This is a genomic window from Mycobacterium sp. ZZG (assembly GCF_054786995.1).
In genome coordinates, this window is the sequence record NZ_JBTBFV010000089.1 from 1 (window position 1) to 14,256 (window position 14,256).

The 14,256-nt window shown below is 67.7% G+C and carries 16 protein-coding genes and 1 tRNA gene; 13 read left to right on the plus strand and 4 right to left on the minus strand.

Annotation, left to right across the window (positions count from 1 at the left end; all coding sequences use genetic code 11):
• Nucleotides 1-312: 312 nt before the first annotated feature.
• Nucleotides 313-507 carry a hypothetical protein gene (locus tag ACXMYJ_RS27225; protein WP_260751200.1) on the minus strand — a complete coding sequence of 65 codons (195 nt, stop codon included), beginning with the start codon at nucleotides 505-507 and terminating at the stop codon, nucleotides 313-315.
• A gap of 81 nt (nucleotides 508-588) precedes the next feature.
• On the opposite strand from ACXMYJ_RS27225, the gene ACXMYJ_RS27230 reads away from it, so the two are divergent.
• Together ACXMYJ_RS27230 and ACXMYJ_RS27235 are read left to right on the plus strand one after the other, a co-directional pair.
• Complete coding sequence (locus ACXMYJ_RS27230; RefSeq protein ID WP_460359360.1) at nucleotides 589-960, plus strand: hypothetical protein; 372 nt, start codon at nucleotides 589-591, stop codon at nucleotides 958-960.
• Nucleotides 961-1,015: 55 nt separating this feature from the next.
• Entirely contained in the window at nucleotides 1,016-1,615 is a 600-nt protein-coding gene (locus ACXMYJ_RS27235) for a GNAT family N-acetyltransferase (RefSeq protein WP_460359353.1), read from the plus strand.
• Here ACXMYJ_RS27235 and mbtN read toward each other — a convergent pair.
• From mbtN to ACXMYJ_RS27250, 3 genes are read right to left on the minus strand one after another with little or no spacing between them, the layout of a single operon-like run.
• Nucleotides 1,612-2,790, minus strand: a complete 1,179-nt coding sequence (gene mbtN / locus ACXMYJ_RS27240; protein ID WP_460359354.1) for a mycobactin biosynthesis acyl-ACP dehydrogenase MbtN — start codon at nucleotides 2,788-2,790, stop codon at nucleotides 1,612-1,614. The genes ACXMYJ_RS27235 and mbtN overlap by 4 nt on opposite strands.
• Nucleotides 2,787-4,367, minus strand: coding sequence for a long-chain-fatty acid--ACP ligase MbtM (gene mbtM, locus ACXMYJ_RS27245; protein ID WP_460359355.1), 1,581 nt, complete (start codon nucleotides 4,365-4,367; stop codon nucleotides 2,787-2,789). The genes mbtN and mbtM overlap by 4 nt, the downstream gene beginning before the upstream one ends.
• The gene (locus ACXMYJ_RS27250; protein ID WP_260751204.1) at nucleotides 4,364-4,624 is read right to left on the minus strand and encodes an acyl carrier protein; all 261 of its coding nucleotides are present in this window, start codon (nucleotides 4,622-4,624) and stop codon (nucleotides 4,364-4,366) included. Before ACXMYJ_RS27250 ends, mbtM begins: the two co-directional genes overlap by 4 nt.
• A 166-nt stretch (nucleotides 4,625-4,790) precedes the next feature.
• On the opposite strand from ACXMYJ_RS27250, the gene pgm reads away from it, so the two are divergent.
• From pgm to ACXMYJ_RS27305, 11 genes are all read left to right on the plus strand, one after another.
• On the plus strand, nucleotides 4,791-6,437 hold the full coding sequence (pgm, locus tag ACXMYJ_RS27255) for a phosphoglucomutase (alpha-D-glucose-1,6-bisphosphate-dependent) (RefSeq protein WP_460359356.1): 1,647 nt from the start codon (nucleotides 4,791-4,793) through the stop codon (nucleotides 6,435-6,437).
• On the plus strand, nucleotides 6,434-7,759 hold the full coding sequence (locus ACXMYJ_RS27260) for an MFS transporter (RefSeq protein ID WP_460359357.1): 1,326 nt from the start codon (nucleotides 6,434-6,436) through the stop codon (nucleotides 7,757-7,759). The genes pgm and ACXMYJ_RS27260 overlap by 4 nt, the downstream gene beginning before the upstream one ends.
• Before the next feature lie 53 nt (nucleotides 7,760-7,812).
• A tRNA-Ala gene (locus ACXMYJ_RS27265) sits at nucleotides 7,813-7,885 on the plus strand.
• Between the two features lie 102 nt (nucleotides 7,886-7,987).
• Nucleotides 7,988-8,245, plus strand: coding sequence for a DUF3297 family protein (locus ACXMYJ_RS27270; RefSeq protein WP_443188613.1), 258 nt, complete (start codon nucleotides 7,988-7,990; stop codon nucleotides 8,243-8,245).
• 71 nt (nucleotides 8,246-8,316) lie between these two features.
• Nucleotides 8,317-9,441, plus strand: a complete 1,125-nt coding sequence (locus ACXMYJ_RS27275) for an LLM class flavin-dependent oxidoreductase (RefSeq protein ID WP_260751208.1) — start codon at nucleotides 8,317-8,319, stop codon at nucleotides 9,439-9,441.
• Complete coding sequence (locus ACXMYJ_RS27280) at nucleotides 9,438-10,589, plus strand: sulfotransferase family protein (RefSeq protein WP_260751209.1); 1,152 nt, start codon at nucleotides 9,438-9,440, stop codon at nucleotides 10,587-10,589. Before ACXMYJ_RS27275 ends, ACXMYJ_RS27280 begins: the two co-directional genes overlap by 4 nt.
• Nucleotides 10,589-11,833 (plus strand): hypothetical protein, encoded by a 1,245-nt coding sequence (locus tag ACXMYJ_RS27285; protein ID WP_260751210.1) that lies wholly within the window; start codon nucleotides 10,589-10,591, stop codon nucleotides 11,831-11,833. The genes ACXMYJ_RS27280 and ACXMYJ_RS27285 overlap by 1 nt, the downstream gene beginning before the upstream one ends.
• A gap of 1 nt (nucleotide 11,834) precedes the next feature.
• Complete coding sequence (locus ACXMYJ_RS27290) at nucleotides 11,835-12,359, plus strand: VOC family protein (protein WP_443188617.1); 525 nt, start codon at nucleotides 11,835-11,837, stop codon at nucleotides 12,357-12,359.
• Nucleotides 12,356-13,480: a carboxylesterase family protein gene (locus ACXMYJ_RS27295; RefSeq protein ID WP_460359358.1), complete on the plus strand. Its 1,125-nt coding sequence runs from the start codon at nucleotides 12,356-12,358 to the stop codon at nucleotides 13,478-13,480. The genes ACXMYJ_RS27290 and ACXMYJ_RS27295 overlap by 4 nt, the downstream gene beginning before the upstream one ends.
• 31 nt (nucleotides 13,481-13,511) lie before the next feature.
• A complete protein-coding gene (locus ACXMYJ_RS27300; protein ID WP_396884579.1) occupies nucleotides 13,512-13,835 on the plus strand; it encodes a transposase in 324 nt (107 codons plus the stop codon).
• On the plus strand, nucleotides 13,832-14,256 hold a 425-nt coding region (locus ACXMYJ_RS27305), incomplete at its 3' end, for an IS3 family transposase (RefSeq protein ID WP_460359359.1). The genes ACXMYJ_RS27300 and ACXMYJ_RS27305, both read left to right, overlap by 4 nt.

Here is a 14,256-nt window from a genome sequence, read left to right on the forward strand (position 1 = left end):
TCGAAGCCCAGGGCCACCGCGTGGTGGTCAACCGGCTGTCGAACGCCCCGCTCAGTGAGGCCAGTGTGGTCGGGATCCACAAGGGCGGCGACATCCGCTCCACGGTCCGCGACTACCGCTACGACCGTACTTTCCAGAACACCACCACAGGCAGCGTCTACTACGTCGACGTCCGCTGAGCGGACAATCAGATCGGGTCCGCTGAGCACGTCCGCCGAGATCGCGTCCAGCGCGGGGAATCCCGCGAAACGACCGCGTGGAATGCGATTTCGGCACGCAGTCGGGAACGGAGGGCGCTCTCTGCGGCGTAGGTCAGTCCTCGCTGCCGGTGCGGTCACCGAGGAACGCCAGCAGGCGAGGATCGGAGCTGGTGAACCGGCCGGCCTCTTCGCCGCCGTCGCAGCGCAGCAACGCAACGGTCACCTCCGAAGCGGTGCGGGTCAGCACCCGCCACACCGCGCCGGAGTCCTCCCACCGCTGTAACTCGGCAACGCGGTCCTCGTTCATGACCTCACGATCTCATCTAGGCTTCGCTCCGTGCATGGTGCTCTCGATGTCGCCATCGTAGCGACGTTCATCTGGCTCGGCATGGTGCTGGCGATCTCGTTCCTGGAAGCTCCGCTGAAATTCCGCGCACCCGGTGTGACCCTGCAGATCGGGCTCGGCATCGGGCGGTTGGTGTTCCGCGCCCTCAACGTGTGCGAGGGAGTGCTGGCGGCAGCAGCCGTGGTCGCGACAGTCATCGCCGGCGGACCGACGGCGGCTCTGGTCCTGCTGGCGGTGGCGACCGTGATGCTGGCCGCGCAGATGGTGTTCGTCCGGCCGGCGTTGACCCGCCGCTCCGACCAGGTGCTGGCCGGTGCCGAGGGACCGCGGTCGCGGGCGCACTACGGGTATGTCGGACTGGAGCTGGTCAAGGTGATCGCGCTGATCGCCGGCGGCGTTCTACTCCTGGTGTAGGGGCCGAATGTAGGTAAACCTGCCCTCACTTGCTCCGGTAGGCTCTGCGGTCACGATGACTGACGTTCGACCGATCCTGCCCAGGGAGCTCACCGAGATCAGCGACGAGGTGCGCGTCGTGCCGCCGCCGCCGATCCCGCGTCTCGCCGCTCCATACGAGGTCCGGCTCGTCGACCCTGACTCCGACGCGGCGATGATCTCCGAGTGGATGAACCGTCCGCATCTGGCCGAGGCGTGGGAGTACGACCGGCCGGTGCAGTGGTGGCACGGGTACCTGCGCGCCCAGCTGGCCGGCCGGTACTCGCGGCCGCTCATCGGCATGTTCAAGGGGGAACCGCACGGTTACATCGAGGTGTACCGCGCCGCAAAGGATTCCATCGCCCCGCGCTATGACGCCGACCCGCACGACCTCGGTCTGCACGCCGCGATTGCCGACCTGGACATCGTCAACCGCGGCTTCGGGCCGATTCTGCTGCCCCGGCTGGCGGCCAGCCTGTTCGAGATCGAACCGCAGTGCCGGCGCATCATGTTCGATCCCGACCACCGCAATGTCGGCGCCCGCCGGCTGTGCGAGTACGCCAGATGTGACTTCCTCGGCGAACACCAGATGTCGAACCGGCGAATGGCGCTGTACGCGCTGAACCGCCCGTCCTAGTCGGAAGTCACTGTGCCACCGATCATCTCGTCGTAGCTGTCGAAGTCCGGCTTCATCGCCGCGGCCACCAGCTCCCACAGCACCTCGTCGGTGCCGCCGCCGACCCGCGCCAGTTTCATGTCACGCCACCACCTGCCCAGCGGCGTCTCGTCGACGAGGTAACCCGAACCGCCGAAGATGTGCATGCACTCAGAAAGCACCTCCTCGCCCAGGCGCGCCGCGGTGACCTTGACGGCGGCGGCCGCGCGCAGATCCAGCCGTCCCTGCGCGGCGATGCCGTTGAGGCCGTGGCGGAGCAGGTCGACGCGGGCCTGCAGGTCTGCCATTCGCATGCGCAATGCCTGATGCTCGAAGAGCGTCGCGCCGAACTGTCTCCGTTGCACCATGCGCGCATGGGTCACGCCCAGCACGCGCTGGCATGACGAGGCCACCTGGCCGGCGATCGACATGCGTTCGTGCGCAAGGCCCCACGAGATGGCGGCCAGCCCGGTGCCGGGGCGCGCCACCAGATGGTCGGCGGGCACCCAGGTGTCGATGTGGACGGCGGCGGTGTCCAGCGGGCCGGCGCCCACCTTGCGGTACGGGGTCTGTACCTCGACCTGCGTGGTCGGTACGGCGATCACCAGGACGTTGCCGTGCCTGCTGGACGGATCGTGGTCCACTCCGCGCGCGACGACGATGATGTGGTCGGCGATCGGGGACAGCGAGACGAACTTCTTGACGCCACGGATGTGGAAACCGTCACGTTCGGAACGGACTTCGGTCTCGACAATCTGCAGATCCGAGCCGCCGGACTCCTCGGAGGCGCCGATGCACAGCACCGCCTCACCGTCGATCGCCTGTTCGCACACCGCCTTGAGGTGGTCCGACCTGCCGAACCGGCGCAGCACCGCGATCGCCGAATCGTGCAGGCTCACACCGACGCCGATACCCGCGGACCCCAGTCGCCCGAGTTGGAAAGCGAGCTCGTTGAGCTTGGCGACGTCGGGGTGCTGGCCACCGGCCGGGCCCCATTTACTGCGGAAGACCCCGGCAGCACCGAGGTGTTCGATCAGCTTCCGCGGAAAACGCTCCGAGGCTTCGGCTTCCGCCGTCCAAGCGGTGACCTGCTCGCCGAACACGTCGGTGAGCAGAGTGCGGTAGCCGTCGACGTCGATGTCGGTGGACGCGGTCATGCGCGGGCAGCCTCCAGATCTCGTTTGACTTCCAGGCGCCGCAGCTTGCCCGAGGATGTCCGCGGCAGCGCGCCCGGCGTCATGAATACGACGTCGGCGGGAACCACCCCACACTGCGATGCGACGCGTTGCACCACTTCACTTCTCGCGCCGGCCTCGTCGGGACCGCGGAACTCCGCGGCGATGATCAGACCCTGGCGGGCCGAATCGCCGTCGGTGCCGACCGCGACGACGGCGCCGTCGCGCACCCCACGGACCTGTGCGGCGACCCGTTCCACCTCGCTGGGGAAGATGTTGCGCCCGGCGATGGTGATGAGTTCCTTGACCCGGCCGCACACGACCAGCCCGTCGTCGGTGACGTAGCCGAGATCTCCGGTACGGAACCACTCGCCGGGAGTCAGTGGCTCCTGACCCAAGTAGCCGGTCATCATCGACGTGCCGCGGATCTCGACTTCGCCGATCGTGTGGTCGCCGGCCTGGCCGGTGTGCTCGGATTCCGAGATGCGCAGTTCCATGCCGGGAATCGGTCTGCCGAGCACCGCGTGGCGCCGCACGGCTTCGGTCACCGGGTCGACGATCTCCTCGACGACCAGCCCGGTGCCGGGCTCGGGGGCGGTGACCGCGCACGTCGATTCGGCCAGTCCGTACGACGGCGCCGCAACCCGCGGATCGAGACCGAGACGGGCGAGTTCGTCGAGGAACACCTGGAAGCCGTCGCAATCGATCGGTTCGCCACCGTTGATGGCGAACCGGAGCCGGCTCAGGTCGACGTCGGGAACCCTGCGGGCGTACTTGCCGATCACCGAGTACGCGAAATTCGGTGCGGCAGTGAGGGTTGCGCCACTCTCGGACAGCCAGCTCAGCCACCGGAACGGCGAGGCGGCGAACGCCGCGGTGGGAGCCACCCACATCTCGGCGCCGGAGAGCAGGCCGGTGAGCAGGAAGGTCAGCCCCATGTCGTGGTAGAGCGGCAACCAGGTCAAGCCGATGTCGACGGTCGGATCGACCGCGGTGTGCTGCAGCAGCGCGGTGACGTTGTTCATGACCGCGTCGGGAGAGAGCAGCGCGGTGCGCGGCGTGCCGGTGGAGCCGGCGGTGCCTTGCAGCACCGCCGCGGTGCCGACCGCACCGGCCTGCGGCGTCAGCGTGGTGGACCGTCTCGAGTGCCCCACCTCGGACACGTCGTGGACGGTCAGACCGGAATCGATGTCACGCAACAAGTCCGGGTAGGCGCCATGGGTGAAGATCTGTGTGACGCCGATGCCGGCGAAACGCTCGGCGGTGGCGCGGGCCCATTGCCGGTCGTCGGCGCCGCGTACCGGTCCGGGCAGGATCGACAGGGCGCGGCCGGCCAGCCAGGACCCCTGAATCGCGGCGATGAACTCGACGGTGGGCTCGCCGACCAGACCCACGGCACCGTCGGGTCCGTCGAGGATCCGTTCGGCGATGTTCTCCGAGCGCAGGTGCACCTCCCCCCATGGGTGGCGATTCCACCGTCCGGCGGCCCGGTCGAGGACCATCAGGTCCCGGGGAGATGCCGTCATCGCCCGCGACAGCGCCGCGGCGAACGCGCTCACTGGGCTGTGGGGGTCTTCGACAGGATGGCCCGCTCGAGATCGCCGACGGTGTCGCAGGTCAGCAGATCCTCTTCCGAGAGCACGACCCCGAGTTTGTCCTCGATCGCGACCATGCCGACCGCGAACGCCACCGAGTCCAGGCCGACGTCGTCGATGAGCCGCGAATCCCGCGTGACGCGGGTGATGTCGACGTTCAGGTCGTCGCGCAGGATCTCCTCGAGGGCGGTGCTGACGCCGGACGGTGGTGACGTGGTCATGGCGGCAGAGGTTACCTCGTCAGATAAAGATAGGCTACCCTCACTGCCGCCCGTCTCGGTAGGCGGACACGAACCCGGCGGGCAGTTCTCGCCGGTCGTGCGCCATGAGCGAACGGATACCGCCCCGGAGGCGGTGCGCAGCGCCACCAAGGAGCAGAATCGACCCATGGCGGCCAACCCCCGCGCCGGTCGTCCGGCGCAGCCCGAGGATCTGATCGACATCGCTTCGGTGGTGACGGCGTACTACACCGTCGCTCCAGACCCCGAGAACGTGGACCAGCAGGTCACCTTCGGCACCTCGGGGCACCGTGGCTCGAGCCTGGACGGGGCGTTCAACGAGGCGCACATCCTGGCCACCACGCAGGCGATCGTGGAATACCGCGCCGCGCAGGGCACGACGGGTCCGCTGTTCATCGGCCGTGACACCCATGCACTGTCGGAGCCGGCGTGGACATCGGCGCTGGAGGTGCTGGCCGCCAACGATGTTGTCGCGATGATCGATTCGGCCGACCGGTACACCCCGACTCCGGCCGTCAGTCACGCGATCCTGTCGTTCAACCAGGGCCGTGAAGGCGATCTCGCCGACGGGATCGTGGTGACCCCGTCGCACAACCCACCGCGCGACGGCGGATTCAAGTACAACCCGCCAAACGGCGGACCCGCCGACACCGACGCCACCAGTGTCATCGCCAAGCGGGCCAATGAGATCCTGCGCGACGGGCTGCGGGCGGTGAAGCGCGTCCCGCTGGCCCGGGCGCTGAACACCGCCGAGCGGCACGACTACCTCAACGCCTACGTCGACGATCTGCCCAACGTCGTCGACCTGCACGCGATCAGCGCCGAGGGCATCCGTATCGGCGCCGACCCGCTCGGCGGGGCCAGCGTCGACTACTGGGGCGCGATCGCCGAACGCCACAACCTGGAACTGACCGTTGTCAACCCGCTGGTCGACGCAACCTGGCGGTTCATGACCCTCGACACCGACGGCAAGATCCGGATGGACTGCAGCTCGCCGAACGCGATGGCTGGGCTTCTTGACAAAGTGATCGGCAGCCCTGGGACATACCAGATCGCCACCGGCAACGATGCAGACTCCGACCGGCACGGCATCGTGACCCCGGACGGCGGCCTGCTCAACCCGAACCACTACCTCGCGGTGGCCATCGACTACCTGTTCACGCACCGCCCCGAGTGGGCCGCCGAGACGGCTGTCGGCAAGACCGCGGTGAGCTCGTCGATCATCGACCGCGTGGTGGCCGGGTTGGACCGCAAACTGGTCGAGGTGCCGGTGGGTTTCAAGTGGTTCGTCGATGGGCTGATCGGCGGCAGCGTCGGTTTCGGCGGCGAGGAGAGCGCCGGGGCGTCGTTCCTGCGCCGCGACGGCTCGGTGTGGACCACCGACAAGGACGGCATCATCCTGGCGCTGCTGGCCTCGGAGATGCTCGCGGTGACCGGGTCGACGCCGTCGCAGCGCTACGCGGAGCTGGCCGAGCGCTACGGCGCCCCCACGTACGCCCGCATCGACGCCCCGGCCGACCGGGAGCAGAGGGCCCGGCTGGGCACGCTGTCGCCGGAGCAGGTGAGCGCGACCGAGCTGGCGGGCGAGCCGATCACCGCGAAGCTGACCTCCGCGCCCGGCAACGGCGCGCCGCTGGGTGGGCTGAAGGTGACGACCGAGAACGCCTGGTTCGCCGCGCGGCCGTCCGGCACCGAGGACGTGTACAAGATCTACGCCGAATCGTTCCGCGGGCCCGAGCATCTGGCCGAGGTACAGGACGCTGCCCGCGAAGTGGTGGCGGCGGTCATTTCGTGACGTCGCCCGCAGAGGGCGACTGTCAGGGCACCGCGGACGCGAGGAGCAGGTCGGGCACAGCGGACGCGACTTCCAAGCCGGAACCCGTGAGCAGACAGCGGTTGCCCCGCGAGGTCTGGGTACTGGTCGCCGCCAACTTCGTCGTCGCGCTCGGCTACGGCGTGGTCGCACCGGTACTGCCGCAGTACGCCCGCCACTTCGGGGTGAGCATCAGCGCTGCGACGTTCGTCATTACGGCGTTCGCCGTGATGCGCCTGGTGGGCGCACCGCCGGCGGGCATGCTCGTGCAGCGGTTAGGGGAGCGGCGGGTCTACATCAGCGGCCTGCTGATCGTGGCGTTGTCGACCGCGGTCTGTGCGTTTGCCGAAACCTATTGGCAGCTGCTGCTTTTCCGTTCACTCGGCGGGGTGGGCTCGGCGATGTTCACGGTGTCGTCGCTGGGTCTGATGATCCGGATCTCACCGTCGGATGCGCGCGGCCGGGTGGCGGGACTGTTCTCGTCGGGCTTCATGGTCGGTTCGGTGGGTGGGCCGATCCTGGGCAGTCTCACCGCGGGGTTCGGCTTGTCGGCGCCATTCCTCATCTACGGCGCCGCGCTGCTGGTCGCCGCGACGGTCGTGTTCGTCAGCCTGCGGAAGTCCGCGGTAGTCGGGCGGCCGTCCGACGAGACCGAGACACCCGTACCTTTCCGGACGGTGTTCCGTCACCGCGCCTACCGTGCGGCGCTGTTCTCCAACTTCGCGACCGGCTGGGCGTCGTTCGGGTTGCGCATTGCGCTGGTGCCGCTGTTCGTCGTGGAAGTTCTGGGCCGCAGCCCCGGGGCGGCCGGTCTGGCGCTGACGGCGTTCGCGGTGGGAAACATCTCCGTGGTGATCCCGAGCGGGTACCTGTCCGACCGACTCGGGCGGCGCAAGCTGTTGATCGCCGGGCTGACGTTGGCCGCGGTGTCGACCGCCCTGGTCGGGTTCACCACGTCGTTTCCGGTGTTCCTGGTGGCGGCCTACGTCGCCGGCGCGGCCACCGGGATCTTCGTCTCCCCGCAGCAGGCAGCCGTCGCCGACGTGGTGGGCAACAAGTCACGCGGCGGGACGGCGGTCGCGACGTTCCAGATGATGGCCGACTTCGGCTCGATCGGCGGCTCGCTGCTGGTGGGTCTGATCGCCCAATACACATCGTTCGGCTGGTCGTTCCTGATCAGCGGCGTCATCCTCGGCATCGCGGCGGTGGGGTGGATCTTCGCCCCCGAAACGCGTCCCCGGCGGTCAACGGAGCACACCGAAGCGCGTCCGCTCGGCCCGGAGGCCGGCGGCGAAGTGCCCTGACCAGCGATTTTGAGCGGCCACCCCTCGTGGTGTAACTTCGATGAGCACGACAAGGGGCTATGGCGCAGTTGGTAGCGCACCACACTGGCAGTGTGGGGGTCAGGGGTTCGAATCCCCTTAGCTCCACTTCACGGAACGAGCAATCGGGCAATCGGCGCGTCGGTCAGCGTCGGGTAAGTTCACAGCGATTCAACCCCGAAACCGACGCAGCATCTAACGAAAGCCATCATGTCCGAGGACCACATCACCGACGTTCCGCCAACTCGCCTTTCCATTGATCCGAACAGCCCTTTCTATAACCAAGAGGCGCTCCTCCGCGACGTCGGCATCCGCTTCAACGGCGCCGAGAAGACCAATGTCGTCGAATACGACGTGGCCGAGGGTTGGGTGCGGGTCGAAGTGCCCACCGCCAAGGATCGTCGCGGGAATCCGATGGTCATGAAGCTCAGCGGCACGGTTGAACCTTATTTCCGCCTGGCGAAGTAGCCTCGGTCGACGCTGAGCAGATGCACAGCAATCCGGGGACATAGCCGTCATCCTCGGGTAGCTTGCGCTGCATGCCCTTGGAGCTGGCCTCGTTCTTCCGGACGACCCTGCCCCTCGACCTCAGCGGGCTGGACACGCTCGATGATGGCCGCTACCACTCCATTTGGATGCCCGATCACCTCGTGAGCTTCTGGCCGGACTCGATCTGGACGCCCGAGTTCACCGACCTCGCAGAGGTGTCACCGTCGCCGCACCGCTACCTGGACACCCTGGCTCTTGCCGGAGCCGTCGCGGCCCGCACGACACGCACCCGGCTCGCGACGAGCGTCCTCGACACCGTCCGCCGCCACCCCGTGATGCTGGCCCAGTCGGCGCTGACCCTGAGCCATCTCTCGGACGGCCGGTTCATCCTGGGACTCGGTGCCGGCGAGCGCGAAAACCTGGCCCCGTACGGCTTTGACCACCGGAGCACGGTGAGCCGGTTCGCCGAAGCGCTCGGGCTCATCCGGCTGCTTTGGGACACCGACGGACCGATCGACTTCGCCGGAGAGCACTTCACACTGCAGCACGCCCGGCTGGACACCGACCTGCACCCCACCGGCCCGCCAGCGATCTGGATCGGCGCCAACGGCCCCCGCATGCTGCGACTGGTCGGTGAATTCGGCGACGGCTGGTGGCCGACGGGCAGCGCCGGGCCCGAGACCTATGCCAATCAGCTGGCGCGCGTCCGGGAGGCGGCAGAACAAGCCGGACGCGACCCGCAGGCGATCACACCGGCGAAGATGGTGGTCTGTCTCATCGGCGAGCCCGACGAACTGAGCGAGATCGTGCGGCGCCCGCTGGTGAAGTCTCTGGTGCTGCAACTGACGGCTGACTCACTGGCAGCCACCGGTCACCGCCACCCGATGGGGGAGCACTGGCGTGGCATCCAGGACATCGACCCGCGCATGCTGACCCGCGACCGACTGCTCCGGCTCTTCGAGCGGGTCGATCCGGCCGCGATCCTGTCCGTCGTTCCGCATGGCACGCCGAAGCAGGTCGCCGCGCAGATCGCCGAGTTCGGCGAGGCGGGGGCCCGGGTCGTGTCGGTGCTCGACTACAGCGCAATGGCGGGGCGGGCCTACGCCGCCGAGTCGGCACGCAAAGTCCGCGAGGTCGAAGACCTACTGCTGCAGCTCACAGGAAGCACGCCATGACAACTTTGGACGCGGACGTGCTCATCGCCGACGCACGAGAATCGACCGCGCTCACCGACTTCGGTGACGACACCCTGCCTGCCCGCGTGGCCTTGGCCGTCGACCGGCTCAACACCGCCGAACTCGACGACGCCGGCGTGCGGGCAGCCGCACACACGATCAGCGGATTGCTGACGAGCCGCCTGCGCTTCATGGCTGACCGCGCGCACCTGCCGCTCGCGGCGGAACGAATCACGGCCCCGCTCTTCGCCACCGGGGAGCCGCGGTCGGGGACGACGCTGCTGCACGCTCTGCTCGCCCAGGACGGGGACTCGCGGGCGCTGCGGTTCTGGGAGGTCATGTACCCCTCGCCGCCGCCCGGCCCGGCCGCTGTCGACGACCCGCGCCGGACGCGAGCCGACGCCGACTGGCGCGAGATCCTCGACCGCATCCCGCCGTGGCTCGTCAGCCACCCCTACAACGACCTGCTCGGCGCCGGACTCCCCGAGTGTGAACGCACGTGGGCCTTCGACTTCCGCGCGATGAACCCGAGCGCGTGGTGGCGGGTTCCCGTGACGATCCAGAGCTTTCCGCAGGACCCCCACGCGCAGTATGGGTTGCACCGCATGATGCTGCAGCACATCCAGTACACTCGTACGCCGAAACGGTGGGTGCTCAAGGGCTTTCACGGACGACGCCTGCGGGCGCTCTTCGACACTTATCCCGACGCCCGCATCGTCTGGGTACACCGCGACCCCGTACAGGTGCTCGCCTCGCAGATCGTGGCCTTCGGGCAGATCAACGAGAGCCTGGCCGGGACGCTGGACTGGACTCAGTACGCCAAGGACACGATCGAGGGGTCGCGGGCCAACTTCCACGCCTACCTCACTGACCCACTCGTGGACGACCCGCGCATCTACCATGTCCGCTACCGCGACTTCGTCGCCGACCCGGTCACCACCATCGGTGGCTTCTACGATTTCGCCGGCGTGCCGTTCGCGGCCGACGCCGAGAAGGCGATGCGCGAGTACCTCGTCACCAACCGCAGCGACCGGTACGGCAAGTTCACCTACTCCACCGACGTCCTGCCGGTTCCCGTGCAGCAGCTGCACGACGAATTCGCCACCTACCGAGAACGATTCGGCATCGACATCGAGACGAGGCGCTGATGGCGTTCGGCGACACCGAGGACGACGAGGCGCTGCGCACGGCGTGGCACAATTTCTGCGAGCGGCTCAAGGCCGCCGGAGATCTCGCCTTCAAGGACACCTCACCCCCGAACGCCCTGCAGCGCGCGGACGCGTTCCGCTACCTGACGCAGAACCTGGGCCAGGCCTACGATCTCGCACTGGAGACCAAGAACACCCGCTATCCGGTGATCCACCCGTTCTGCGGACCGACCCGCAAGCTCGGCGGCGACAACGCCGACTTCGTCTATCTGCAGGCATGGATCGACGGCGCCTCGACCTACCGGATCGCCGGTGACCGGGGCACGGCGCGTTTCATCAACTTCACCGTCCAGGGGCCGCGACCCGAGAAGGACGTGTACTACGGCGCCGATCACCCGAACTTGCACGAGCCCTTCGGCGACATCCCGGAGGCGAACATCACCGGTGACGACCTGGTCACCGAGCCCGACGGCAGCTTCGTACTTCACGCCGGTGGCCCACGACGAGAACAGAATTGGCTGCCGACCACGCCGGGTTCGCGCAAGCTGTTCATGCGGCAAGGCTTCGACTCGTGGACGGAGCGCTCGGCGCAGTTCAGCATCGAGCGCATCGACATGGATGAGCCGCGTCCGGTGCCGACACCGCAGGACCTGATCGCTTCCATGGATTGGGCCGGTGATTTCCTCACCGGGGCGATGACGGACTGGCCGGACCGCGAACTGCGGATCGGCTCGCTGTTCGGGGAGTCCGAGCCGAACGTGTTTCCCGGTGCGCGTTTTGCCGGCCCGGCCGAGCAACGCGATGCGCGTCGCGGCCGGCTCATCGTCACGATGCCGTGGCGTCTCGGGCCGGACGAAGCGTTGATCTTCGAGTTCGCTGATGGTGGCGAGTTCTGGATGCTGACCAATATGGGCGCGTTCTGGAACAGCATGGATTACCTGTACCGGCCGGTGAGTTACACGCCGAGCAGAGCGGCGATCGACTCCGACGGCCGCGTGCGAATGGTGCTGGCGCACAACGACCCTGGCGTGCACAACTGGATCGACACCCAACGCTTCAGCGAGGGCTACCTGACGATGCGCGTCATCGGAAGCCGGCAATTGCCCGAGGTCAACACCGCGGTCGTCACCGTTGACGAGTTGAAGACCGTCCTGCCGGACGACACCCGGCACGTCACGCCCGAAGAGCGGGCCACCCAACTGCACGCACGCTTCGACGCCATCCGCCGCAGGTACAGGATCTGACATGGACCCGAGACTCGAGATGCTTGCCGCGTCGTCCTTCGACAACGTCTACCACCTCGGCCACGTCGTTCCTGATCTGCTGACGGGTATGGAGTCGCTCGCCGGCGGCATGCAGATCACGTGGGCTCCGCCGTTCGAGATGCGCAGCGGCTTCACCCGTCCGGACGGGTCCGCCGACGACCAGACCGTGCGCCTCGCGTTCTCCACCTCCGGTCCGCCGTACTTGGAGCTGATCGAGGTCGTCGCCGCCGCGGACTCGATCTTCGCCGAACCGAAGCTCGGCGGCCTGCACCACGTCGGCTACTACGCCCAGCGCTGGCGTGATGACGTCGCGCGGCTGCAGGACGACGGCTGGGTGTTGGAGCGCACGGGTGCCGGCGTCGCCTTCCTGCGCGACCCGCGCACTGGGCTCCGTGTGGAGGTGGTGAGCTTTAAGGGCCGCGACTTCCTGAGCCGGGTGCTCAGCGGTGAGATGGCCAGACAATTCCCCCTGACAGACTCGACTCCCCTCGCTGAGCGCCGATGACCACAGTCGCGCATACCTCGTACGGTTCCCTGCGTGGCGACGCCACTGGGTCGGGCGCATGGGGAGACGTTGTCGCCTTTCGCGGTGTACCTTACGCCGCACCGCCGACCGACGAGCGTCGTTGGCGCCCAACGCAACCCGTGACAAGCTGGGAAGGCGTACGAGAGGCCGTCACGTTCGGGGCAATCCCCCCGCAAGACATCTCGCCCGAGCGGCTGGCCAAGCGCGGCCTCACCATGAGCGAGGACTGCCTGACGCTCAACATCTGGACGCCCGCGGCCGACGACAACCGCCGACCTGTGCTGGTGTTCCTGCACGGCGGCGGACAGGCGCAGGGTCATGGATCCGCTCCGCTGCTCGACGGTTCGCGACTCGCCCGGCGCGGCGACATCGTGGTCGTGACAATGAACTTCCGTCTTGGTGTGCTCGGTTCGCTCTACGCGCCTGAACTGCACGGGGTCGGCTCCACCAACCTCGCACTGCGCGACCAGAGGCATGCCCTGCAGTGGGTGCGCGAGCAGATCGGCGCCTTCGGAGGTGATCCCGGCGCGGTCACGGTGGCCGGCCAATCTTCCGGTGCGATCGCGATTTCGGCCCTGCTCGCCGGAGGGTGCGACCTTTTCGACCGTGCAATTTTGCAGAGCGGCGGGTTGGAACGCGTCCGCTCCAGGGAGGCCGCCGCGGCCGTCGTCGCGCAGCTCGTGTCGACCGGTGCGCTCACGCGCAGCGAGGAGCCGGGCCTCGAGGAGATCCTTGCCGCGCAACGCTGCATCGACAGCGGATTCGTGCCGCCGCAGGGCCCGTTCCATCCCTGCATCGACGGGGACGTCATCAGCGAGCATCCGTTGATGGCCGCGCGGACGCGTGATATGCCGCCAATCCCGATTCTCGCAGGGACGACGCGCGACGAGTGGCGGGTATTCGACGCGGCCCTGGAAGAGGGTGTCTTCACCGAGCAGTACGTGGGGGACAGGGCGCGCGCGCTCGCCGGGAATGGTCACGACACCGAAGCGGTGGTAGCAACGTACCGCGCCGGCCAGCACCGGCTACGCGACGTCGCCAGTGCGATGGTCACCGACTATCACTTGAGGTTCCCCAGAAGTAGTGGACATCTGAGATAGCGGGACGGTGGTCCCGTGGAAGGATGTTCGTATGTCTGGTCGTCGGCGTTCGTTTACCCCGGAGTATCGGGTGGAGGCCGCGCATCGGGTGATCGATGGGAATCGGCGGGTTGCTGAGGTGGCCCGTGAGTTGGATTTGCATGAGAATCAGCTGCACAAGTGGGTGGCTGATGAGCGGCGGCGGATGGCCGCTGCGGTCGGCGGTACTGTGCCGGAGCCTGGTGACAGTCAGCAGCTTTCACCGGATGAGCGGGCGGAATTGATACGGCTACGGGCCAAGGTTGCCGAGCAGTCCAAGGACATCGCATTCCTGGAAAAAGCGTCGGCGTACTTTGCGGGCAAGCATCTAAAGTGAGCCGGTTCGAGCTCATGGCCGCGGAGTGCGCCTCCCACGATGTCGTCAGGATGGCCCAGCTGCTGGGTGTGTCCACCTCGGGCTACTACAAGCATCGCGACCGTCTCCGGGCTAGCGAGCCCACGCCGGCAGTCCAGCGTCGCCGGGACCTGGAAGTCAAGATTCTGACCCATCACACGAACTCCAACGGCACCTACGGGTCGCCGCGGATCACCGCCGATCTGCATGAGGCCGGGGACCAGGTTTCGCACAACACGGTCGCCAAGATCATGGCGGAGTTGGGCATCGAGGGCGTCAGTCCGCGCACCTTCAAGACCACCACGGTCGTTGATCCGTGCGCGTCGTTCCCGCCGGATCTGGTGGGTCGCCGCTTTGACCAGGGCCGTATCGACGCGGTGTGGTCCACCGACATCACCTACCT